The organism is Enterocloster aldenensis (assembly GCF_003434055.1).
Lineage (GTDB): Bacteria > Bacillota > Clostridia > Lachnospirales > Lachnospiraceae > Enterocloster > Enterocloster aldenensis.
The window spans coordinates 300,839-322,725 of the sequence record NZ_QVEX01000003.1; the positions used below are offsets into that span (position 1 = coordinate 300,839).

At 52.3% G+C, this 21,887-nt stretch carries 21 protein-coding genes and 2 pseudogenes; 21 read left to right on the forward strand and 2 right to left on the reverse strand.

Annotated elements, in window-relative coordinates:
- Positions 1 to 53: 53 nt before the first annotated feature.
- From DWX59_RS09715 to DWX59_RS09730, 4 genes are all read left to right on the forward strand, one after another.
- Complete coding sequence (locus tag DWX59_RS09715; RefSeq protein ID WP_117558489.1) at positions 54 to 731, forward strand: TIGR00266 family protein; 678 nt, start codon at positions 54 to 56, stop codon at positions 729 to 731.
- A gap of 138 nt (positions 732 to 869) precedes the next feature.
- The gene (rsmD, locus tag DWX59_RS09720) at positions 870 to 1,427 is read left to right on the forward strand and encodes a 16S rRNA (guanine(966)-N(2))-methyltransferase RsmD (protein WP_117558491.1); all 558 of its coding nucleotides are present in this window, start codon (positions 870 to 872) and stop codon (positions 1,425 to 1,427) included.
- The gene (gene coaD / locus DWX59_RS09725) at positions 1,428 to 1,913 is read left to right on the forward strand and encodes a pantetheine-phosphate adenylyltransferase (protein WP_117558493.1); all 486 of its coding nucleotides are present in this window, start codon (positions 1,428 to 1,430) and stop codon (positions 1,911 to 1,913) included.
- Between the two features lie 134 nt (positions 1,914 to 2,047).
- A complete protein-coding gene (locus DWX59_RS09730; RefSeq protein ID WP_117558495.1) occupies positions 2,048 to 2,674 on the forward strand; it encodes an ATP synthase subunit B family protein in 627 nt (208 codons plus the stop codon).
- A 64-nt stretch (positions 2,675 to 2,738) separates the two neighbouring features.
- Here the strand turns inward: DWX59_RS09730 and DWX59_RS29935 are convergent.
- Positions 2,739 to 2,837: pseudogene (locus DWX59_RS29935) on the reverse strand (DUF6783 domain-containing protein); the annotation flags it as partial.
- On the opposite strand from DWX59_RS29935, the pseudogene DWX59_RS29940 reads away from it, so the two are divergent.
- A pseudogene (locus DWX59_RS29940) lies at positions 2,832 to 2,912 on the forward strand (DUF6783 domain-containing protein); the annotation flags it as partial. The pseudogenes DWX59_RS29935 and DWX59_RS29940 overlap by 6 nt on opposite strands.
- Here the strand turns inward: DWX59_RS29940 and DWX59_RS09735 are convergent.
- Positions 2,891 to 3,826 carry a nucleoside recognition protein gene (locus tag DWX59_RS09735; protein ID WP_117558497.1) on the reverse strand — a complete coding sequence of 312 codons (936 nt, stop codon included), beginning with the start codon at positions 3,824 to 3,826 and terminating at the stop codon, positions 2,891 to 2,893. The pseudogene DWX59_RS29940 and the gene DWX59_RS09735 overlap by 22 nt on opposite strands.
- 51 nt (positions 3,827 to 3,877) lie before the next feature.
- Here DWX59_RS09735 and DWX59_RS09740 point away from each other — a divergent pair, with 51 nt between their 5' ends.
- From DWX59_RS09740 to hisZ, 16 genes are all read left to right on the forward strand, one after another.
- A complete protein-coding gene (locus tag DWX59_RS09740) occupies positions 3,878 to 4,699 on the forward strand; it encodes a M23 family metallopeptidase (protein WP_117558499.1) in 822 nt (273 codons plus the stop codon).
- Between the two features lie 63 nt (positions 4,700 to 4,762).
- Complete coding sequence (locus DWX59_RS09745) at positions 4,763 to 6,160, forward strand: RsmF rRNA methyltransferase first C-terminal domain-containing protein (RefSeq protein ID WP_117558501.1); 1,398 nt, start codon at positions 4,763 to 4,765, stop codon at positions 6,158 to 6,160.
- Positions 6,161 to 6,203: 43 nt separating this feature from the next.
- Entirely contained in the window at positions 6,204 to 6,965 is a 762-nt protein-coding gene (locus DWX59_RS09750) for a pseudouridine synthase (protein ID WP_117558503.1), read from the forward strand.
- A gap of 29 nt (positions 6,966 to 6,994) precedes the next feature.
- Positions 6,995 to 7,657: an HAD family hydrolase gene (locus tag DWX59_RS09755; RefSeq protein ID WP_117558505.1), complete on the forward strand. Its 663-nt coding sequence runs from the start codon at positions 6,995 to 6,997 to the stop codon at positions 7,655 to 7,657.
- Positions 7,654 to 9,618 carry a YgiQ family radical SAM protein gene (locus DWX59_RS09760; protein WP_117558507.1) on the forward strand — a complete coding sequence of 655 codons (1,965 nt, stop codon included), beginning with the start codon at positions 7,654 to 7,656 and terminating at the stop codon, positions 9,616 to 9,618. Before DWX59_RS09755 ends, DWX59_RS09760 begins: the two co-directional genes overlap by 4 nt.
- 2 nt (positions 9,619 to 9,620) lie before the next feature.
- Positions 9,621 to 10,391 (forward strand): SDR family NAD(P)-dependent oxidoreductase, encoded by a 771-nt coding sequence (locus tag DWX59_RS09765; protein ID WP_117558509.1) that lies wholly within the window; start codon positions 9,621 to 9,623, stop codon positions 10,389 to 10,391.
- A 19-nt stretch (positions 10,392 to 10,410) separates the two neighbouring features.
- A complete protein-coding gene (locus tag DWX59_RS09770; protein ID WP_117558511.1) occupies positions 10,411 to 11,409 on the forward strand; it encodes an RluA family pseudouridine synthase in 999 nt (332 codons plus the stop codon).
- 139 nt (positions 11,410 to 11,548) lie between these two features.
- The gene (gene trpS / locus DWX59_RS09775) at positions 11,549 to 12,643 is read left to right on the forward strand and encodes a tryptophan--tRNA ligase (protein ID WP_117558513.1); all 1,095 of its coding nucleotides are present in this window, start codon (positions 11,549 to 11,551) and stop codon (positions 12,641 to 12,643) included.
- A 270-nt stretch (positions 12,644 to 12,913) separates the two neighbouring features.
- Positions 12,914 to 13,714 (forward strand): MerR family transcriptional regulator, encoded by an 801-nt coding sequence (locus DWX59_RS09780; protein ID WP_117558515.1) that lies wholly within the window; start codon positions 12,914 to 12,916, stop codon positions 13,712 to 13,714.
- A gap of 232 nt (positions 13,715 to 13,946) precedes the next feature.
- A complete protein-coding gene (locus DWX59_RS09785) occupies positions 13,947 to 15,221 on the forward strand; it encodes a DUF6688 domain-containing protein (protein ID WP_117558516.1) in 1,275 nt (424 codons plus the stop codon).
- A 76-nt stretch (positions 15,222 to 15,297) separates the two neighbouring features.
- A complete protein-coding gene (locus DWX59_RS09790; RefSeq protein ID WP_117558518.1) occupies positions 15,298 to 16,197 on the forward strand; it encodes a hypothetical protein in 900 nt (299 codons plus the stop codon).
- Between the two features lie 13 nt (positions 16,198 to 16,210).
- Positions 16,211 to 17,365, forward strand: coding sequence for a LuxE/PaaK family acyltransferase (locus tag DWX59_RS09795; RefSeq protein ID WP_353626759.1), 1,155 nt, complete (start codon positions 16,211 to 16,213; stop codon positions 17,363 to 17,365).
- A 24-nt stretch (positions 17,366 to 17,389) separates the two neighbouring features.
- The gene (locus DWX59_RS09800) at positions 17,390 to 18,637 is read left to right on the forward strand and encodes an acyl-CoA reductase (protein ID WP_117558521.1); all 1,248 of its coding nucleotides are present in this window, start codon (positions 17,390 to 17,392) and stop codon (positions 18,635 to 18,637) included.
- A gap of 103 nt (positions 18,638 to 18,740) precedes the next feature.
- Positions 18,741 to 19,511 (forward strand): glycoside hydrolase family 25 protein, encoded by a 771-nt coding sequence (locus DWX59_RS09805; protein ID WP_235844989.1) that lies wholly within the window; start codon positions 18,741 to 18,743, stop codon positions 19,509 to 19,511.
- Between the two features lie 164 nt (positions 19,512 to 19,675).
- The gene (locus tag DWX59_RS09810) at positions 19,676 to 20,209 is read left to right on the forward strand and encodes a Holliday junction resolvase RecU (RefSeq protein ID WP_117558523.1); all 534 of its coding nucleotides are present in this window, start codon (positions 19,676 to 19,678) and stop codon (positions 20,207 to 20,209) included.
- Between the two features lie 408 nt (positions 20,210 to 20,617).
- Positions 20,618 to 21,883: an ATP phosphoribosyltransferase regulatory subunit gene (gene hisZ / locus DWX59_RS09815; protein ID WP_117558662.1), complete on the forward strand. Its 1,266-nt coding sequence runs from the start codon at positions 20,618 to 20,620 to the stop codon at positions 21,881 to 21,883.
- Positions 21,884 to 21,887 lie beyond the last annotated feature (4 nt).

Consider the following 21,887-nt stretch of genomic DNA (forward strand, 5'->3'; position numbering starts at 1 on the left):
CTTCCAATCCTGTGTTATACTGAAAAACAGTATGATATAGGAGGAAAGACAGGATGGATTACAGGATACTTGGAGAGACACTGCCGGTTGTTGAAATCAGGCTTATGACAGGGGAGGCCATGTACACACAGTCCGGCGGCATGGCATGGATGAGTGAGGGCCTGACCCTGGATTCAAATATAAAAGGCGGGCTGATGAAGGGAATCGGAAGGATGTTTACCGGGGAATCCCTGTTCATGGCTACCTATACGGCTGTCAGACCGGATTGTATCATTGCCTTCGCATCCACGGTTCCGGGCAGGATACTTCCGGTGGATATGTCAAGGACCAGCCTTATATGCCAGAAAGGGGCATTCCTCTGCGCCCAGCCCACGGTTGAGGTAAGCACGGTATTCACAAAAAAGATTTCCGCCGGTTTCTTTGGAGGGGAAGGGTTCATACTCCAGCAGCTCAAGGGAAGCGGTATGGCGTTCCTGGAAGTGGACGGCGATGTGGTTGAGAAAACCCTGGCGCCGGGCGAGGTGATGAAAGTGGATACGGGTAATGTGTTTGCCTTTGAACCCACGGTGTCTTATGAGATTGAGACAATCAAGGGAGTGAAGAACATGCTGTTCGGCGGGGAAGGCCTGTTCCTTACCAGGCTAACGGGGCCTGGCAAGATATATATGCAGACCATGAACATTGCCGAATTCACGGGCCGGATTGCCCAGGGCCTGCCAACTTCAAACTAAGATGGGACCCTGCCCTGAGGGATTGAAAAAAATGCTAAAAAATCCTTAAAACCTCTTGTATATCTGGAATTTTCATATTATACTTGTTTGGAATGAAATTTGCTGCGGATTGGCAGTATGGATAAACAGGAGCATTGAATGAGAGTAATCGCAGGCAGCGCCAGAAGGCTGCTTTTAAAGACAGTGGACGGTATGGATACAAGACCCACCACGGATAGAATAAAAGAAACATTATTTAATATGCTGCAGCCCCAGATACCGGGCTGTCAGTTTTTGGACCTCTTTTCCGGCAGTGGTGCGATTGGAATTGAGGCTTTAAGCCGTGGCGCGGACCTGGCGGTGATGATAGAGAACAATCCCCAGGCCGTAACCTGTATCCGGGAAAACCTGGGAACCACCAGACTGGAGGAACGGGCCGTGGTCATGGCATGTGACGTGATGACAGGCCTTAAGCGGCTGGAGGGGCATGACTACAGGTTTGACCTGGTGTTCATGGACCCGCCCTATGATCATGGATATGAAGGACAGGTGCTTGAATATCTGGCCCATTCGCCCATGGTATCAGATGAAACCGTCTTTATCATAGAGGCATCCAGGGAAACGGATTTCGGATGGCTTGGGGAAAAAGGATACCACATGATAAAAAGCAAGGAGTACAAGACCAACAAGCATGTGTTTGCTGGCAGGGGAGAATAGATGAAGATAGCTGTTTATCCGGGCAGTTTTGACCCGGTCACATTAGGGCATTATGATATTATTGAGCGCACTTCCAAGATATTTGACAAGGTCATATTGGGAGTGTTGAATAACCGGGCAAAATCCCCGTTGTTTTCTGCTGAAGAACGTGTTAATATGTTAAAAGAAGTGACCGTCTCCCTTACCAATGTGGAGGTGCAGTCCTTTGAGGGTTTATTGATTGATTTTGTACGCCAGAATGGCGCTGCCATCATTGTAAGGGGCCTGCGCGCCATCACGGATTTTGAATACGAACTTCAGCTGGCCCAGACCAACCGGGTGATTGCGCCTGAAGTTGATACCATATTTTTGACCACGAACCTTAAGTATTCTTACTTAAGTTCCAGTATTGTAAAAGAGATTGCGGAATACGACGGGGATATCAGCGAGTTCCTTCATCCGGCCATTGCTGCCCGTGTGAGGGAGAAACTGAGGGAAGGACGCTAGGGTCTGTTTGTAAATTCATTCCTGCCAGCCGGCGGAAAGCAATTTTCAGACACACCCTGCTGCTGCGTCTGCACGGCTCGGTATGCTGCATTGTCTGAGGATGGGTCTTTATCAGGATAAGGAGAAGAAGTAATATGATGAGTAGAATTGAGCAGTTAATCAGCGAGATTGAAGAATATATTGACAGTTGTAAATTCCAGGCATTATCCAACAGTAAGATCATTGTTAATAAAGAAGAATTGGAAGAGCTGCTGGTAGAACTCCGTCTCCGTATACCGGATGAGATTAAGAAGTACCAGAAAATCATCAGCCAGCAGGATACCATTCTTGGAGAAGCCCAGGCCCAGGCAGATGCCATGCTGGAGGACGCCAAGAAACAGGCTGATTCCATGATGGCCCAGGTGAGCGAACAGACCACGGAGATGATTAATGAGCATGAAATCATGCAGCAGGCATACGCCCATGCGGACCAGGTGGTGGAGCAGGCCAGCATCCAGGCCCAGGCCATTGTGGATGCTGCTGTGAATGATGCCAACAATATCCGGCAAAGTTCCATCCAGTATACGGATGACATGCTGCGCAGCCTTCAGACCATCATCAACCATACCATGGAAGGCGCCAAGGGCCGTTTTGATGCGTTCATGACCTCCATGCAGTCCAGCTATGATATCGTATCCTCCAACCGCAACGAGCTGTCAGGAGGAATTGTCCGCCAGGAAGAGCAGGAGATGCAGCAGGAACCGGATCAGGAACAGATGTAGGGCAGGCTTTGCCCATGGTTCCTTATACTAGGGTGTGTTTGAAAATTCATTCCCGCCATCTGCCCTAAGGAATCCACCATAGGTACCCCTTAGGGCAAAGCACGCCCCACTTCGCGGGAGATTTGTTCCCAATTCGGTCAACGTAGCCCGCTACGCCTCCCTCATCGGGACCAAATCTCCTACAAAGTGGGACACACAGCTGACGAAAAGCAATTTTCAAACACCCCCCAGTACATGAAACAGGATAATGGATAATGCGCTGTGGATCAGCTTCCACAGCATATAGTGCCGGATGGAGAGTCCGGCATTTTTTAATACGCTCTTTGTCTGGAAGATGCCGGACAGGCCGCCAAAGGCAGCTGAGCCGATGATAAGCATTGCTCCGGACATTCCGGGTACACTGTGGGCAATGGTCTGTATGCCGGTGGTGATTTCCACTGCTCCTAAAAGGGCAGGGCGCAAAAGGGAAGGCATGGCAAAGGGAAACACGGTGAGATACAGGGCAAGTATGGAAAAGAGCATGATGTAGCCGCCGATTTTTATCATGGTCTCAAAGCAGCCCATCATGTGTCCGTCAAAGGAAAAGGGATATTCTGTTAAAGTGGTATTATCCGTTACCGGCTGCGGGCGTTTTTTATAGTGATAGCATTTTCTGGCTAATATGGATATGGGCAGGATGGGGAGGTACAGGGCAGCGGCCACCGCCCATAGGGGGCATGAGGCGGCAATGCCGGGTATCACACGGATCTGTGCCATCACGTAACCAAGGACAAACATGGGGCTGGGATGGTTGCTGATGGCCAGGAGGTATTGTCCTTCCTTATCCGAAATCCTCCCGCTGTCCATGAATTCACTGGTGGTCTTGGCGCCCATGGGATATCCGCATAAAAGCCCGCTCATCAGGCAGAAGCTTCCCTGGTCCGAAAGCTGCAGAACGTATGAAAGGATTGGTTTAAAGGGACCTGTCAGTATGTGGATGGCGTCCAGGGCAACAATCACGCCCGAGCATATCATAAATGGGAGAAGGGTTGGGAGGACCACGTTACCCCAGAGAAGGATGCCTTGTCTCGCGCCTTCCAGTGCAAGTCCAGGGTTAAACAAAAGCATGAGCAGGCACAGGACGGACAGATAGCCTAAGATGGATTTTTTCATAAGCACCTGAATACAATGATTTATACAATATATTGTAAAGGGTGGCGGGCTATGCCTTTGATTCTCATATTATTGCTGGCAGTGTTCCAGTGTTCCATTACCAATTACCTGATCATGAATCCTGATTATTACCAGCTGGGCCCCTATACCTGGGAAAGCAGCGAATTCAGGTCAATGAAGCTGGGGACCATGCTGTCAGGGAAGGCATCCATTGATTATGACATGCTTACCACGCTTATGATTGAACATGACTATGACCTGACCGGGGTAAAGGACACCTCCTACAGCAATGGGCTCCTTCTGGCGGCCAGGCCCGCTGATTACAGGAAACTCCGGCAGGCCTATGAGACCGTCATGGGGGATCTTAAGTATTTTCCGGTGCCGCTAAGTTCGGATAAGGGGACACCGGACGTGGTCTATGAGGATGGCTGGCTGGAGGGGCGCAGTTACAGGACGGACAGTGAAAGCCAGAGCCAGCGCCGCCATGAGGGCTGCGATATCATGGGCTCCAAAATGCCCAGAGGATATTATCCGGTTGTCAGTATGGGCGATGGGACCGTGGAGCGGATTGGATGGCTGGAGATGGGGGGATGGCGCATCGGGATCAGGAGTCCGGGCGGTGCATATCTTTATTATGCCCATCTGTACGGTTATGCCAGGGATTTTAAGGAAGGGGACCAGGTAAAGGCCGGGGAACTGCTGGGTTATATGGGGGATACGGGATATGGGAAGACAGAAGGCACCACCGGGAATTTTGACGTGCACCTCCATCTGGGAATCTATATTAAGACAGACCATATGGAGGAAATGAGCGTGAATCCATACTGGATTCTCCGGTATCTGGAAAAACGGCGGCTGACATTTACATATTAGAGTGGCCTGTCCAGGTGAATTGTGATATGATAAGTAGGATTATAGGATGAATGAGGTAAAAGGATGACGGATGTAAAACAGCTCCCAAAGGAATTCCTGGCAGAGATGAAGCTGCTTCTGGGGGATGAATACCACAGGTATCTTAAGAGCTTTGAGGAAGGGTGGAAGCCGGGACTCAGGGTTAACACACGAAAGCTGGAGCCCGGACAGCTGAGGGCAATGGTTCCCTGGGAACTGGAGCCGGTGCCGTGGACAGGGAACGGATTCTATTACAGCAGTGAAGCAGGGGATGAAGGCGGAGTACGGCCCTCCAAGCATCCGGCTTATTACTGCGGCCTGTATTACCTTCAGGAACCCAGCGCCATGACGCCGGCTGCCATGCTTCCGGTAAAGCCGGGGGACCGGGTACTGGACCTTTGTGCGGCGCCGGGCGGCAAGAGCACGGAACTGGGGGCCAGGCTTAAGGGCCGGGGGATGCTGGTGTCCAATGATATCAGTTATTCCAGGGCCAGGGCGCTTCTTAAGAACCTGGAACTTGCCGGAATCCCCAATATCTGCGTTACAAGCGAAAGTCCGGAAAGGCTGGCAGAAGTGTGGCCGGAATTCTTTGATAAGATACTGGTGGACGCTCCCTGTTCCGGGGAAGGGATGTTCCGCCGGGATGAGGATATGGTAAAGGACTGGACAGCCCATGGACCCTCATACTATGCGCCCATCCAGCGCCAGATCGCGGTTCAGGCGGTCCGGATGTTAAAGCCGGGCGGGATGCTGCTTTATTCCACCTGTACCTTTTCCCGGATTGAGGATGAGGGGAACATTGAATATATACTGGAGCATTATCCACAGATGGAGCTGTGCACGCTTGATTTGTCGGCCGTGCCCGGGGCAGCAGATGGAATCGGGCTGAAGGGCTGTATGCGGCTGTTTCCCCACCGGCTGAAGGGCGAGGGACATTTCCTTGCCCTGCTTAGAAAGAAGAAAGCAGATGTTCACATGCCCGGGGACAGCAGGCCTAAAACCATGAAAGCCTTAAAGGCCATGAAGCATCAGGATGACCTGGCCCGTTTCATGGAATCTCTGTCCCTGGAAATGGATGAGGAACGGATGGTCTTTCATCAGGACCATGTCTATTACCTGCCCGAAGGGCTGGAGTGGAACCTGCCCCTTCGGTTCCTGCGCACAGGACTGTTTCTTGGGGAAGTGAAAAAGGGCAGGTTCGAGCCTTCCCAGGCCCTGGCCATGGCCCTTAAGGCCGACCAGTTTGATGCGGTTGTCCGTCTGGGCCATGAGGATGAACGGGTGGTGCGTTACCTAAAAGGGGAGACAGTGGAACTTTCAGAGGCAGAAGGCCCTATAAAGGGCTGGTGCCTGGTGGCCATGGAAGATTATCCCATGGGCTGGGCCAAGGGAACCGGCATGAGCCTTAAGAATAAATACTATCCTGGCTGGCGGTGGCAGTAGATGTCCGTGCAGGACGTAATTTTTTGGAAGAATGGAGATATAAGTGGCAGATAAGAAGAAACAGAAGACAGGCCCCATGAGGCTGGATAAATTCCTGGGGGAGATGGGATACGGCACCCGCACCCAGATTAAGGAGATGGTGAGGAAAGGACGTGTCCAGGTAAACGGACAGGTGATAAAGGCTCCTGAGTCCAAACTGGCGCCGGAGACAGACCAGGTCATGGTGGACCAGGCCCTGGTGGGATATGCCAGGATGGAATATTACATGCTTAATAAGCCCCAGGGTGTGGTAAGCGCCACAACGGACAGCCGTTACCCCACCGTGGTGGGTCTGATTGGGGATGCGCTGCGAAAGGACCTTTTTCCGGTGGGCCGCCTGGATGTGGATACGGAAGGGCTTCTCATCATCACCAATGACGGGGAAATGGCCCACAATCTGCTTTCCCCTAAAAAACATGTGGATAAGGTATACATGGCCCGTCTGTCCGGCCAGCTTCCCGCGGATGCAAAAGAGCGGTTTGGGGAAGGGATTGTCCTTAATGAGGGGATTAAAACCCTTCCTGCCCTGTTGGAATATGCGGGGCATGGAAACGGCCCCGAGGGAATGTCAGAAGTCCTCCTCACCATCCGGGAAGGCAAGTTCCACCAGGTAAAGCGCATGTTTGAGGCGCTGGGCTGCCATGTGGAGTTCCTGAAGCGGATGTCCATGGGGCCCCTCAGGCTGGACCCGGAACTGAAGCCCGGGGAATACCGGCCTCTTACGGAAGAGGAAATCCGCAGCCTTAAGGAATGCAGGAACGGATAAATGATTAACAGACAGAGGAATTGGAGAAAATGAAAATAAATCAGAAAAAGGCAGTTATATTTGATCTGGATGGGACGCTGGTGGATTCCATGTGGATGTGGAAGGCCATTGATATCGAGTATCTTGCCAGATATGACCTGGAATGTCCTGACGACCTGCAGAGGGAGATAGAAGGCATGAGCTTTTCGGAGACAGCCTCTTATTTTAAAAGGAGGTTTGGTCTTGGGGATTCCCTGGATGAGATTAAGGATGCCTGGGTCCGGATGTCCATTGACAAATATAAGAACGAGGTAACCTTAAAGCCCGGCGCCAGGGCATTCTTAGACTATATACGGAACAGTGGGATACCTGCCGGGATTGCCACCAGCAATGGCAGGGCCATGGTGGACGCTGTGCTGGATTCCCTGGACATACGAAGGTATTTCCAGGTGGTGGCAACGGCATGTGAGGTGGCGGCCGGGAAACCGGCGCCGGACATCTACCTGAGCGTGGCTGGACGCCTGCAGGTGGCGCCGTCCGACTGTGTGGTGTTTGAGGATGTCCCGGCCGGAATCCAGGCTGGAAAGAATGCAGGGATGACCGTGTTTGCGGTGGAGGATGCATTTTCACTGGACATGAGGGAAGAAAAAATGCAGCTGGCGGATTACTATATTAAGGATTACTATGAATTATTAGATGGAGCAGCAGGATGAAGAATGATTATTTACCCATGAACCGTCATGATATGAGTATCAGGGGATGGAAACAATGCGATTTTATTTATGTATCCGGGGATGCCTATGTGGACCATCCTTCCTTTGGCACGGCCATCGTTTCCAGGATACTGGAGGCGCACGGATACAAGGTGGGAATCATTGCCCAGCCGGACTGGAAGGATAAGAAAAGCATCGAAATCCTTGGGCGTCCCCGTCTTGGCTTCCTGGTATCGGCCGGAAACATGGATTCCATGGTGAATCATTACTCCGTGTCTAAAAAGCGCAGGAAGGAAGACTCCTATACTCCGGGAGGGGTCATGGGAAAACGCCCGGATTATGCGGTTGTGGTGTATTGCAACCTGATTCGCAGCGTGTATAAGGATGTGCCCATCATCATCGGAGGAATTGAGGCCAGCCTGCGCAGGCTGGCGCATTATGATTACTGGTCGGGAAAGCTGAAACGTTCCGTGCTCCTGGATTCCCAGGCAGACATCATCTCCTACGGCATGGGGGAACGCTCCATTGTTGAGATAGCGGATGCCCTGGACAGCGGGATTGACGTAAAGGATATTACATTTATTGACGGGACCGTGTATAAGGCCAAAAGCCTGGAATCCGTCTATGATTACAGGCTGCTGCCTGACTATGCGGAGCTTTTAAAGGATAAGAAGGAGTATGCCAAGAGCTTTTATGTCCAGTACAGCAACACGGATCCGTTTTCCGGAAAGCGCCTTGCGGAACCTTATGAGGGCAAGGTGTTCGTGGTCCAGAATCCGCCGGCAAAGCCTTTAAGCCAGGAAGAGATGGACGCGGTTTACGGCCTTCCATACATGAGGAATTACCATCCCTCCTATGAAGAACTTGGAGGTGTTCCGGCTATCCGCGAGATAAAGTTCAGCCTTATCAGCAACCGGGGATGCTTCGGCGCCTGCAGTTTTTGCGCCCTCACCTTCCATCAGGGCAGGATCATCCAGGCCAGGAGCCATGAATCTTTGGTGGAGGAAGCAAAGCTGCTGACAGAGGAGCCTGATTTTAAAGGATATATCCACGATGTGGGCGGCCCCACGGCAGACTTCAGGTTCCCGGCCTGCGACAAGCAGCTGACAAAGGGCGCATGCCCGGGCCGCCAGTGCCTGTTCCCTGAACCGTGCAGGAACCTTAAGGCGGACCACAGTGATTATATTGCACTTCTGAGGAAACTCCGGGACCTGCCCAAGGTAAAGAAGGTATTCATCCGGTCCGGTATCCGCTTTGATTATGTGCTGGCAGACCCCAGCCGCAAATTCCTCAAGGAGCTCTGTGAATTCCATGTCAGCGGTCAGCTGAAGGTTGCGCCGGAACATGTGGCGGACAAGGTGCTCCAAAGGATGGGTAAACCGAAAAACAGTGTATACAGGCAGTTTGTAAGGGAATACAAGGAAATGAACGGCAGGCTTGGCAAGGAGCAGTATCTGGTGCCTTACCTGATGTCCTCCCATCCGGGCTCGTCCATGAAGGAAGCAGTGGAACTGGCTGAATATCTCCGCGACCTGGGTTATATGCCGGAACAGGTCCAGGATTTTTATCCCACGCCGTCCACCATCTCCACCTGCATGTATTATACGGGATATGACTGCAGGACCATGGAACCGGTGTACGTTCCGGTCAGTCCCCATGAAAAGGCCATGCAGAGGGCGCTGATACAGTACAGGAACCCCAAGAACCATGACCTTGTGGCGGAAGCCCTCAAGATTGCCGGAAGGACGGATTTAATCGGATTTGATAAAAAATGCCTGATCAGGCCAAGGGGAAGCCGGGGACTGGAGGGCCAGGAGGGCCGGACAGGCCGGGCGCAGGAGGGCCAGGGAAGCCGGTCAGGTCGTGCACCGGCGGGCCAGGAGGGCCGGACAGGCCGCCACGCCTCCTCCAACCGTCCAAAGAAAACAATCCGCAACGTTCATAAAAAGAAAGGATCCTGATAATGAAGATTGCCGTAGTAACCGGAGCATCCTCCGGAATGGGAAGGGAAATGATCATCCAGCTGTGGGAGCATTTTAAAGGATTTGACGAAATGTGGATCATAGCCAGAAGGGAAGGACGTCTTGAGGAATTGGACCGCCAGGTGGGGGTCCCGCTGCGTAAATTTGCCCTGGACCTTACAAAAGAAAAGGATCTGCGTGTGTTGGAGCGGGAACTGTCAGAGAAGGAACCCCAGGTGAAATTCCTGGTCAATGCAGCCGGGTTTGGCAAGATTGGCACCGTGGAGTCCCTGGCCCTGGTTGATGAGACAGACATGGTGCGATTGAACTGTGAAGCGCTGTGTGCCGTCACACGTCTGGTGCTGCCCTATATGACATGCAACAGCCGCATCATCCAGTTTGCGTCCTCGGCCGCATTCCTTCCGCAGCCCGGGTTTGCCATATATGCGGCCACTAAATCATTTGTCCTCAGCTACAGCAGGGCGTTGAACCAGGAATTGAAAACCAGGAACATTTACGTGACATCAGTCTGCCCCGGACCGGTAAAAACAGAATTTTTTGACATAGCAGAGACCACGGGGGAGATGGCGCTGTACAAGCGTCTGGTCATGGCCAACCCAAAGAGGGTGGTGTCAAAGGCTATCAGGGACAGTGTGGCCGGAAAGGAAATTTCCGTATACGGCCTTACCATGAAAGCCTTCCGGATACTCTGCAAGGTACTGCCGCACCGCCTGATCCTCAGGATGATGGAGTGGTGCAGCCATATAATCTGAAGATAAGGAGAATCCCCATATGCAGACATTGACTGTGACCCCCAATGAGGCCGGGCAGCGCATGGATAAGCTTCTCGCCAAATACCTGGACCAGGCCGGCAAGGGGTTTCTTTATAAGATGATGAGGAAAAAGAACATTACCCTTAACGGGAAAAAATGCGACGGCTCCGAGCACCTGAAGGAAGGCGATGAAATCCAGCTGTTCCTGGCAGACGGGACCATTGAAAAATTCCAGGCAGCCCATAAGGTTCCTGGGGGGACCGCGGCCGGACACGGATATAAAAAGCTTGATATCATCTATGAAGACAAGCACATACTGGCGGTGAACAAGCCCTCAGGCATGCTGTCCCAGAAGGCCAGGGAGGGGGATATGTCCCTCAATGAGTATATCCTTAACTATCTGATTGATTCCGGCGGCCTTCCCATAAGCCAGCTGCGCACCTTCAAACCCTCCATCTGCAACCGTCTGGACCGCAACACCAGCGGGCTGGTGGTGGCCGGCAAATCCCTGGCAGGGCTTCAGGTCATGAACGGGGTATTTAAGGACAGGAGCCTGCACAAGTATTATCAGTGCCTGGTGAACGGGCAGGTTACGGAGAAGAAGCTGATTGCCGGCTTCCTGCGCAAGGATGAGGCTGCAAATACGGTTACGGTCTATCCGCTGGAGGTGGAGGACAGTGTGCCCATCATGACAGAATACCTCCCCCTGGCGGGAAATGGAACCTACACCCTTCTCCAGGTGACCCTGATTACGGGCCGGAGCCATCAGATACGCGCCCATCTGGCATCCATTGGACATCCGATCGTGGGGGACTACAAATACGGCAGACAGGATATGAATGACGCCATGAAAAAGAAATACGGCGTGCGTTCCCAGCTGCTTCATTCCTGGAAGCTGGTGATGCCGGATAAGCTGCCGGAACCGCTTGACTACCTAAGCGGGAAGGAGATGCTAGCAGGGCTTCCTGACCAGTTTGCCAGGGTGTTAAAAGGGGAAGGCATAAGAATCCCCGGATAGCATCAGGATGGATACAGTATCCCTGTGATTCTTGACAGGAAGCCGTCTTCGGGTTATGATAGTACAAGCGATAAAATGTGGGCCGGGGCAGCCTGTTTCGTATGCCCTGGCGTAACATGAGAATGAGAGGATTTTTGGAATGGGAAAGATTATACTGACGGGTGACCGCCCCACGGGACGGCTTCACGTAGGACATTATGTAGGATCACTGAAGCGCAGGGTGGAACTGCAGGACTCAGGTGAGTTTGACGAGATTTATATTATGATAGCAGATGCCCAGGCGCTTACCGACAATGCGGACAATCCTGAAAAGGTGCGCCAGAACATCATCGAAGTGGCGCTGGATTATCTGGCATGCGGCCTGGACCCGGCAAAGTCCGTGCTGTTCATCCAGTCCCAGATTCCGGAACTGTGTGAGATGACCTTCTATTATATGGATCTGGTGACTGTTTCCAGGCTTCAGCGCAATCCAACGGTCAAATCTGAAATCCAGATGCGCAACTTTGAGGCAAGCATACCGGTTGGGTTCTTTACGTATCCCATCAGCCAGGCAGCGGACATCACTGCTTTTAAGGCCACCACGGTGCCGGTGGGAGAAGACCAGGCGCCCATGATTGAGCAGACCAGGGAGATTGTGCACAAGTTTAATTCTGTTTACGGGGACACCTTGGTTGAGCCGGATATCCTCCTTCCTGACAACAAGGCCTGCCTGAGGCTTCCGGGCATTGACGGCAAGGCCAAGATGAGCAAGTCCCTTGGCAACTGTATCTACCTGTCAGACACTGAGGCAGAGGTCAAAAAGAAAATCATGTCCATGTTTACAGACCCCAACCATCTGCGGGTGGAAGACCCGGGCCAGGTGGAAGGCAACCCGGTATTCATTTACCTGGACGCATTCTGCAGGGATGGGCATTTTGCAGAATACCTGCCGGATTACAAGAACCTGGATGAGCTTAAGGCCCACTACATGAGGGGAGGCCTTGGGGATGTGAAGGTCAAGAAGTTCCTGAACAATGTGCTCCAGGATGAACTCCGCCCAATCCGTGAGCGCCGTAAGGAAATCGCACAGGATATCCCGGCTGTTTACCAGATACTGGAAGAAGGCAGCCGTAAGGCTAAGGCCAAAGCAGCGGAAACCCTGGCAGAGATGAAACGGGCCATGAAGATTAATTATTTTGAAGATAAGGAACTGATTGCAGAGCAGGCGGAGCGGTTCCGTTCCGAGACGGATTAGGGCGTGCAGATGGCGGGAATGAATCATCAGACACATCAGGGCGTGCCTGATGATTGCCTTTTGTCAAACGTGAGGATGGAAAACAAAAAGGATTCCGGCAGGAATCCTTTTTGTTTATGTAATAACATGCTTGATTCTTTATAGGGGAGGGAGCCTGTGGAACAGTCAAAAATCTTGTAAAAAAGTCCTTGACACTGACCTTAGGTAAGAGATTATACTGAATCCAGATCCGGATCAGGCAGAACAGAAATTGAATGGAGGAGCAGGAGCATGCTGACCATAGGACAGATGTCAAAGGTGTGCGGTGTGAGTGTAAAGACACTGCATCACTATGATAAAATCGGCCTTTTGAAGCCACAGAAAACAGATGAGGCCAATGGATACCGTTATTACGAGGATTCCCAGATCGGTACCATGCTGCTCATCGGAAGGCTGAAACGGTATGGCTTTCCACTCGTTGATATTCAACGTCTGTTGACCGTCAAAGATAGCAGGGAACTGCTGCGCCAGATGCATCAGCAGAGATTCCGGCTGGAGCGGCAGATGGAGCACATTTCCATTACCATCAGGGAGATGGGCTATCATCTGGAAGAATTTGAAAGGACAGGTGATATCATGAGTTATCAGAATAATTATGAGATTGTGGTAAAGGAAGCAGGGGAGCAGGTACTGGTTACCCACAGGCAGAAGATGTCAGTGGAAGAGTTCGGTACCTATTATGGGAAGATATATGAGAAGATCGCCAGGGAACACCTGGGAATCAACGGGGTGGTGATGGCCATATACCATGACCAGGAGTTTGACCCGGCCTTCAGCGATATTGAACTGGGCGTGGGTATTACGGAGAGGGACAAGGCGGACTTCATCCTGCCGGGGCATCTCTGCGCCACCACCATCCACAAAGGCGCGTATTCCGGGCTTCCTGACGCATACGGGGCTATCGTGGCCTGGATTAACGCCAGTGGGTATAAGATGGACGGAATGCCCTATGAAATCTATCGGAAGACCCATTTTGACAAGCTTCCTCCGGAAGAGTGGGTGACAGAGATATTCTTCCCTGTCAGGAAGTAGGCGTTAGCGCTGCCTTAGCCATTCATTGCGTAAGGCAGTACCAGGCGTGATCAGCAGTCGTGGGACCGGTCTTTGAAAGTCAGGAAGGCCGGTCTTTTTTTGATGTCCGGATTCTGTAGGGATGGGGTACTGGTAATAATTTCAATTTTCTGAATATATCCTTAATATGCCGGTTCTTCCATTGACTGGAGACCCTGGGCACCATATACTGGATTCATGAGGAGGTTGTGGGATGAAAAAGATGTGTGGTTTTATTAAGGAGCATAAGTTCTGTTCCCTGGTCATGGCTCCGCTGGTCCTGTTTCTGGCCTTTCTGGTATTAGGGTGGCCGATGATGTTCCTGACCGGCTTTTCCAGGCCGAACAAGGCGACAGAATGGTATGCATCTGTTTTTTTTCTTCTGTTTTTATTTATTGTATTATGTTATCCGCTTGTATTAACCGTATGCAATCTGTATTTTATCATAAAAAGGAACCCATCCCCCTTCCAGAAGGCGGTCAGCGGGTGGACAGAGACCGCCACCATTGTATTTGGGTTCCTGCTCAGCTGGCTTTATGTAACCGAGGCCACGGAAATCATTTTTGCGGACTGGCCCCAGGTACTGTCAAACAGGCAGGTCCACTCGCCCATTGCCACATGGACCTTTACAACCATTGCCGTCATGGCGGCAGCCGGCATACTGGGATATATGGTCCTGCGCCTGAGACCTTTAAAGGATACGCCTCCCCTGGCGGCCGTGTTATCCATGTCAGCCATGTATATAGGATGCCTGATGTGCGTGCTCTGGACCATACAGACCTGCGTTCCGGGGCAGGGAGGGATTTACCTGTACCTGTTTCCTGTTAATTGCATACTCATTGCAATCAAGGTAATCCGGAACCTGCTGGGCCAGTGGCAGGAACAACATGAGCAGATGGGGGAAAATGCCCGCGAAACCGACCGCGGCAGGATTGATGCCCTGCTTCAGGATTCAAGGAACTGGCCCTGGCTGGCATTCCTGTTCATGCTTCCTATGCTGGGAATCCTGGTCATGGTCCTGACTTTATTTGGACAGAAGCCGGACAGCGTGATTAAAGCCTGGACAGAGACAAGCCAGTGGAACCTGTCCAGGAGGGTCTCGCCCCAGAACCTGGTGTATGATGAACATTACCTGTGCACGGTGGCTGCAGGAGGCCATCCGGCTGTAGTGCGTCCCACAAGGATGGGGGTCCGTCATGGCCATCCGGTAATCGTGAACCGGCAGCTCTGCGTTGCCAATGCCTTTGAGCAGATCCTGATGGAACGCGTCCCGGCAGTCCATGGCCTGGTACGCCGCATATATGACAGGTACGGGTTCCCGCTGGCCCGCCATATAAAGGCACCGCTGGCCGCTGACATGGTTTATATCCTGATGAAGCCCCTGGAGTGGATGTTCCTGGCTGTCATCTATCTGTGCGACGTGCGTCCGGAGAACAGGATTGCCCTGCAGTATATAGAGTTTCCGGAGCATTTTACGGACCTGTTTTAAAGGGAAGGACCCATATGCCTTGGACGGGAAGGAAAGGTATTTGCAAGGCTGTGCAGATGTTTTAAGGAGGGGACGGATGAGATACCGTAGGAGGATGACAGGGACACGGCGGCTGGGACTGGCTTTTTTGGCAGCAGCCGTCTGCTCCATGGGATGCGGCAGAAGTGAGGACCGGCTGCGAAGGGACTATAAGGAACGGAGCGGATACGCGGAGGAGGAAACAGCGTTCAGGCCTGATCTTTCCGGTCAGGATGGGACGGCGGACATAACAGATACGGAGCGGATGCCGGATGCCCTTAAGGAATTGTACGGGTTCCGGAATCTGGAGGACCATAAACTGTATTGGGACCAAACCGTGATGCAGATGGACTTTCATTTTAATAAGGATGTGACCTACTCAGAACTGGACAGCGCCCGGTATTTTGTCTTGGATAAATTCGTGATGAACCATTGGAACCAGAATGCGCAGACACCCTATGATTCCTGGCTGATGGAGTACGGATGGGGGAATGTGATCCCCCAGGTAAGGTGCAGGCTGTTTGTGGCGGACACCCTGATATTCCAGGACAATTATAAAGAGCGCAGGGTAGAGGGGTATTATGAAAACAGCGCCTGTTTTGTAAAGGCCAGGGAGGCTGGTTTTGAGGCAGAGGAGGAGCTTGCAGCCATGGTATCAGGGAAGCTTGGACCGGCAATGGCCAAAGAAGGGAGCGTCAGCTTCCAGAACAGCCTGAGAGGCGACCGGCTCCTGGTCCTGGTGGACACGCCCCGGGTGCTGGACGGATCCGTTGCAGACAGCATACAGGAGGGGATTGCGGATATGGCCCCGGTGAGGATTAAGGAGTACCCGTTGATTGTACTTACCATGGCATCAGACGGTTCGCCTTATTACACATCCGTATTCGTGAACAGGGAAAGGGAAAACGGCTGGACAGCCCTGGACTGGGTGAATGCCGTGACAGGGGAAGACAGATGACAGGGGAAGACAGATGATAGGTACGATACCATTGGAAGGATTCGGATACCGTGGCCGATTATTCAGCACACGGGACATGTATGATATTGATGGGACTGAAAAGCTGTTCGTGGCAGCGGTCCGTGAAAACTGCGGATACCATTACAGGAACTGTACGGAATACAGGAGGATTCTTGATCATGCAGGATTCAGCCCGGAATCCATAGCCAGGATGGAGGATATTTCTGGGATTCCCTTTCTTCCCACCTTGTTTTTTAAACGCCATGCCATATTCTCCATGCCGGAAGATAAAATCAGGATGGAAGTCCTGTCCTCCGGCACATCCGGTATGTCCAGCCGCATCGGATATGATACAGGCGCCATGGCCTGCGGGGTATATATGGGACTGAAAGTGGCTGGAGCAAGCCGCCTTCTGTCTGCCAGGCCGGCCAATTACATTATTCTTGGATACCGGCCCAACAGGGATAACCGGACAGGTGTGACAAGAACCATGTTCCTGTCCACCTTTTTTGCGCCTGCCCTGAAGCGGACCTATGCCCTGGAGAGGAAAAACGGGCAATATTATCCGGATATGGATGGGATTATCCGGGAAATGATAAGATGCAGCCGATCCTCCTTCCCGGTCAGGATAATGGGCTTTCCGTCCTATACCTGGTTCGCCCTGAAACAACTGGAGCAGAAGGGAATCAGCCTCTCCTTTCCCAAGGGTTCCCGGATTGTGCTGAGCGGAGGATGGAAACAGCATGGGTCAGAGAAAGTGGATAAAAAGGTACTCTACAGCCTTGCCGGAAAGGTGCTTGGGATTGGAGGGGAGGATATGATTGAATTCTTCAGTGCAGTGGAGCATCCGGTCCTTTATTGCACCTGCAGGAACCATCATTTCCATGTGCCGGTCTACAGCCGTGTAATCATACGCGATGTGGATACCCTAAAACCGCTGGGATACGGGGAACAAGGACTTGTAAACCTGGTGACGCCCATGATTAAAGCAACGCCTGTGCTCAGTGTGATGACAGACGATCTGGGAGTGCTTCATGAAGGGGCGGGATGCGGGTGCGGCATCACTTCCCCTTACCTGGAACTGAAAGGGAGGGCAGGAATCCGGGAAATCAAGACATGTGCGGCAGGGGCAGAGGAGTATCTGCGCGGACAGGAATGGATGTTTTAAGGAAGAGGAGGGGGAGAACCGGATATGATTCTGGCAAATGGAAAATTATACGGTTCGGGCAGGCAGGGAGAGGTCCTTGCCCATATGGAGGAATGGATTAACCGGACCATGGAAGGGAAACGGCTGGAGGAGGATATGGTGATATCCGCCCTGGCCTGCCTGGGGCGGAAACTGGAACAGAAATATGGGTATCCGCAGATTGCAGGGATGCTGAGCCGTGAAGCCCTGGAAGGCAGGCTTATGCGGGAACTGGGGAATGTCCGGCCATATGGTTCCATGAAGCCGTCGGCACATGGCCGCATTTCCACCCGCGTCATGCCCCTTGGGACCTTGCTCCACATCGGGGCAGGCAATGCGGATTTCCTTCCTGCTTACAGTGTGGCAGAGGGCCTTCTCACCTGTAATGTGAATATACTGAAGCTGCCGGGCGCGGACAACGAGGCATCCATGGAAATACTGCGCCTGCTCATTGGAATCCAGAAGGAACTGGCTGATTACATCTATGTTTTTGATACCCCGTCCAGGGACAGGGACGCCCTAATGCAGCTGGCAGGGCTTGCAGATGGGATTGTGGTGTGGGGAGGCGATGGGGCGGTTGCCCAGGTAAGGAGCATGGCGCCTCCCGGAATCCGGCTGGCTGAATGGGGCCATAAACTGGGATTTGCATATATTTCAGGATATACGGACAAGGAAGCGGAACTGGCTGCCCTGGCAGAGCACATGATGGCCACAAGACAGCTGTTATGCAGTTCATGTCAGACCGTATTCATTGATACGGAATCCTATGAGGAAATCCTGGAGTTTGGAAGGGGATTTTTGGCTTGCCTGGAGCGGGCCGCAGACAGTCATCCGGGCGGCAGTCCCTTTGTGACAGGCGCAATCAGTCTCAGCCGTTATAGTGATGGGCTGGAACGGATTGTTTACGGCGAGGGCGCAGGCGGGAACCGGATATTCCAGGGAAAAGGATGCAGTGTGACCATATGCAGTGATATGGAACTGGAGCTGTCCCCCATGTTCGGGAACTGTCTTATCAAGCGCCTGCCCAGGAACATGGCGTTCAGATGCCTGCGCCGCCATAAGGGACATCTGCAGACAGCCGGCCTTATATGCGCAGGGGAAAGCAGAAAGGAACTGGAGGCCCTTCTGTGTTCCTGCGGCGTGAGCCGGATTACCGGTGCCGGGAGTATGTCTGCCCTGTTTGAGGATGGCGCCCATGACGGGGAGTATCCGCTGAGGCGTTATGTCAGGTTCGTGGATGTGGAGGAATCTTAGAACTCCGTTTCCCAGGGTGTGTTTGAAAATTCATTCCCGCCCGCTGCACGGAAACAGGCCTTATGTCCAGGATTGCCGCTGTGCACAGGAAAGGAGGATGGATGTGAAGAAGTCATTTCGAATAGGGGCCAGGGCTGTCCTGGCAATTATCTGTATCGGAACGGTCCTGACGGCATTATACGGTTATGGCGTGCTGCAGGGCTGGTTCCTGCTTAATAATCCTTCAAGGGAACAATATCCAATCCGCGGAGTGGACGTGTCCCATTACCAGGGGGACATTGACTGGGAAGTCTTAAGCAGACAGGATATCCGGTTCGCATATATCAAGGCCACGGAGGGAAGCAGCCACACGGATGAGCGGTTCCAGGAAAACTGGGACCATGCAGCGGACACGGAACTGAAGGTGGGGGCCTATCATTTCTTCAGCTTCGACAGTCCGGCAGAGACACAGGCAGGGCATTTCATTGAGACCGTACAGGCCTTTGACGGAATGCTGCCTCCGGTTGTGGATTTTGAATTTTACGGTGACAAACAAGCCAGCCCTCCCCCGGTGGAACCCACGGTGCAGCAGCTGTGGGCCATGTTAGGGAAACTGGAACAGCACTACGGGATGACTCCCGTCCTCTATGCCACAGAGGAAACCTACCGCATGTATCTGGAGGGCCGTTTTGACGAATATCCCCTTTGGATACGCAATGTGACGGGACGTCCGGACACGGACAGGGACTGGCTGTTCTGGCAGTACAGCAACCGCGGGCGGTTGGACGGATATACAGGGGACGAGCGGTTTATTGACCTGAACGTGTTTGCAGGAGACGAGGCGCGGTGGGCCGGTTTTACAGAGGCGGGCAGACAGCAGGCGGGCGGACGGTAGGCGGCCGGACAGCAGGCGGACGGTATACGAGCGGACGGCGGATGGGCAGACAGCAGGTTGTCCGGACCTGGAAAATGACTTGAGAAAAAACGGATGTTCTGGTATACTGGTGGAACACAGGAAAAACGGTTTTTCCGGAATGTTGTTGAAAGGAATGTATCTGTATGGGAACCTGGAACACAAGAGGCCTGAGGGGGTCGACCCTGGAGGATTTAATCAACCATACCAATGAAAGCTACCGGGACAAGCATCTGGCGCTGATCCAGAAGATTCCCACGCCCATCACGCCCATTGAGATAGACAAGGCAAGCAGGCACATAACACTGGCCTATTTTGACCAGAAAAGTACGGTGGATTACATAGGGACCGTGCAGGGAATACCGGTATGCTTTGATGCGAAGGAATGCGCGGTGAAAACATTCCCGCTCCAGAACATCCACCCCCATCAGATCCAGTTCATGAAGGAGTTTGAGGAGCAGGGCGGGATTGCGTTCATCATCCTGTACTTTACAAGCCTTAACGAGATGTACTATATGCCCTTTGAGCATATATATACCTTTTGGAAACGGATGGAGGACGGCGGACGCAAAAGCTTTACATACGGCGAAGTGGATAAGGCGTGGAGGATACGCTCCTTCCGGGATATGCTGGTGCATTATCTGGAGGAGATACAGAAAGACCTGGACAGAAGGCCGTGACGGACAACAGGACCTTCCTGCCAGGTCTTTTTAGTAAGGGAACCCCTGTTTTTCAGATGAAATCTTGTAACTGCTGTCAAAGGTACCCTTTTCCCTGCCATCTCATGATTGACCTTAAATGTAAATAAAAGTATAATACCATATAGTGTTAATTGCCCGTTTGCTTTTGATGAAGGATGATGAAGACGGGCACGGGAATGCAGGGATGGGCATGATGGCCTTTTAGGGGAGACAGCAGGATTTCTGATTGACAATCCGTCTGATATCCCCTATAATAATACAATCACGTTATCGAATTATCACTTTACCACAGGAAAGCAAAAGAGGGGATAAAGGTAAAATGAGATAACGGAAGCTGCAGATACAATGATTTAAGCCAAAGAATATGATAAAAGAGGATGGGACATGATGGCAGGAAAGAACCGTTTAATCCACACCCCGGAAGGCGTGAGGGACAGTTACAATGCGGAGTGCAGAAAGAAACTGGCGGTGCAGGATAAGATATTGAACACCTTATACCTGTATGGCTATGAGCATATACAGACGCCCAGCTTTGAATATTTCGACATATTCAGTAAGGACAGGGGAAGCGTGTCGGACCGGGAGATGTTCAAGTTCTTTGACCGGGATAATAATACCCTGGTGCTCCGCCCGGATATGACGCCCGCCGTGGCAAGGTGTGTTGCCAAATATTTCATGGATGACGACATGCCGCTGCGCCTCTGCTACCTGGAGCGCACATTTAAAAACAACAGCAGTTACCAGGGAAGGCTTAAAGAAAGGGCCGAGATGGGGGCAGAGCTTATCGGGGATGATTCTGCGGACGGGGATGCCGAGATGATTGCCATGGTCATTGACAGCCTGAAGGCCGCGGGCCTTAAGGAATTCCAGGTGGAACTGGGACAGGTGGCATTTTACCGCAGTCTTTTGGAAGAAGCGGGTTTTTGCGGGGAAGTGGAAGAGGAGCTGAACCAGCTGGTGGAGAACAAGAATGATTTTGGCGTGGCTGAACTGCTTAAGGGCCAGGACATAGATGAGGGTCTGAAGCAGGCATTCCTAAAACTGCCGGAGCTGTTTGGCTCACTGGAACAGATTGCCCAGGCAAGGAAACTTACATCCGCCCCACGGGCCCTGGCTGCCATTGAACGGCTGGAACAGGTCCACGCCATCCTTAAAAGCTACGGCCTGGCTGACTATGTGTCCTTTGATCTGGGAATGCTCAGCAAGTATCATTATTATACGGGAATCATTTTCAAGGCATATACATATGGCACAGGGGATTATATTGTCACCGGAGGCCGGTATGATAAGCTTCTGGTGCAGTTTGGCAAGGATACGCCTGCCGTGGGGTTTGCCATTGTGGTGGACCAGGTCATGGCAGCCCTGTCAAGGCAGCAGATCGATACGCCTGTGACCCTGGTGAACACGGTCATCCTATACGAAGCCACGGCCAGGGACAACGCCATCCGTCTGGGTCGTTATTTTAAGGAAAGGGGGCTGGCTGTCCAGTCCATGAAGCGGAGGCAGGACAAGAGCCTTGAGGATTACAGAGCCATGACGCTGGGGCGCCATATGAGGAACCTTCTGTATCTGAAGGATGACGGCCGGGTGGTCACTGCCATGGATATGGTGAACGGCAGCGCGGATGAGATTCCCATTGAGGCGTATGAGTAAGAAG